The 1,769-nt window shown below is 35.7% G+C and carries 2 protein-coding genes; one reads left to right on the top strand and one right to left on the bottom strand.

Going from position 1 to position 1,769, the window contains the following annotated elements; genetic code table 11:
- Positions 1-321: hypothetical protein (locus WGMM_RS03360; protein ID WP_240991893.1), on the top strand; the 321-nt coding region annotated here is incomplete at its 5' end.
- 2 nt (positions 322-323) lie between these two features.
- Here WGMM_RS03360 and WGMM_RS03355 read toward each other — a convergent pair.
- The coding region (locus WGMM_RS03355) for a peptidoglycan D,D-transpeptidase FtsI family protein (RefSeq protein ID WP_038250110.1) at positions 324-1,769 on the bottom strand (1,446 nt) is incomplete at its 5' end.

The following is a 1,769-nucleotide window of genomic DNA, read 5'->3' as shown; positions in this document are numbered from 1 at the left end:
AAGGTGTTTTATATGTCAGACCTTTTCTATATTGAAGCTACGTGTTGTGTGGACGGTCAGTGTGATGTCTATACAGGGGAAGTGAGTTTTAATGATTTCACGTTAGGCAAGTTCAGTCTAAGTTCGTGCAGCGGGAAAGAAGCTATGATAAATCTAGACATTATTACATTCGATATTAATATCGCTATTGATGGTCAAAATGGAAAGACAATAAAAAAAGACCTTAAAGGTCTTGAATTTGTAACTAAAGATGATGGTTCTTGGTATATTAATAAGGATTTTGGTGATGATAAATTTGAAGTTGTAGTAAAGCAATCATAATTTTACATCTCAGGTGTAACATTTAGTATAGGCGCTATTCTATTTATAATGTTCTTTACTATAGGCGCAGCAATTATTCCCCCGGTATGGTGCATTCCTTGAGGCTCATCAATAGCAATTAGCACTATGTACCTTGGGTCAAGCATAGTTAGCACTCCTATAAATGATGCTATGTTTGCATCTTTGCTATATTTACCATCTGCAACTTTTTCCGCCGATCCAGTTTTTCCTCCTATTGAATATGCCTTTATTTTTGCTTTTCTGCCAGTGCCATCTGTTACTGCTGCACGTAATAATTTTCTCATTTCCCTGGAAGTTCTTCTTGAGATAATTTGCTCTCCTATACTTCTTTTATTCAACATCAAGGTTGCGTTATGAAATATCCCATTGTTGATTAATGCTGCTGCAGTTTGTGCAAGATGTATAGGAGTTACAGCTATGCCATAACCATAAGATGCTGTTATTAAAGTGTTTTCACTCCATTTATCCGGGATTATCGGTGTGGATTTTTCTGGTATTTCTATTTTCAAAGGAGAAAATAGCTTCATAGCTTTAAAGTATTCTACCTGTTTTTCAATACCTAGTTTGACTGCAATTTTTGCTGCACCAATGTTGGATGATTTTACAAATATATCTTGCACAGTAATTTTTGGAATTTTAGATTTATGAAAATCCTGAATTTTATACTTTCCAATGGTGATTGGTGTTGATACGTCATATAAATCGCTAGTTTTTGTAGCGTTCGCATCAAGCGCTGCGGCTATTGTAAAGTATTTTAATACCGACCCCATCTCATATACCCCAAGACTGGCGCGATTAAACTTTTGTACGTCTTCTGCCTTATTCTGTAAGTTGGGATTAAAATCAGGTAGGCTGACCATCGAGATAACTTCACTATTTCTCACATTTAAAACAATTCCTACTCCGCCAAGTGCCTGATATCTGCTTACAGCTTTAGTTAGCTCTTCATGCACTATGCTTTGCACTCGTGTATCTAAGGATAGTATTATGGGCTTTTCTTGCTCATTATTTTTACTTATATATGCCTCAACTCCTGCAATACCGTTGCCATCTATGTCAGTGTAACCAAGCACGTGTGAAAATAAATTACTGTGAGGATATATACGCTTTATGTCGTCATAAAAATTTACTCCTGGTACACCAGCGTTTTTGATCGCTAGTAATTCTTTTGGAGTCAAGTGCCGCTTTATCCAAGCAAATTTCTTTTCTGAAGTAAGTACTCTATATAAGTTCTTGTATTCGAGGTCATGCAAAGTAGAACACAGTTGTGCTGCTATACTTTCCGGATTCTTTACTTTGGTTGCATCTATATATAGTGATGTTGTGGGCACATTTGTTGCTATTACCACTCCATTTCTATCTAAAATATCGGGTTGTTTATGTACTATATTATCTTTTCTAAAATTTTCTGAAGTAGTAAGTTGATC

Source organism: Wolbachia endosymbiont of Glossina morsitans morsitans (assembly GCF_000689175.1).
GTDB classification, from domain to species: Bacteria; Pseudomonadota; Alphaproteobacteria; order Rickettsiales; family Anaplasmataceae; genus Wolbachia; species Wolbachia pipientis.
This window is presented reverse-complemented; position numbering and strand designations above follow the sequence as displayed.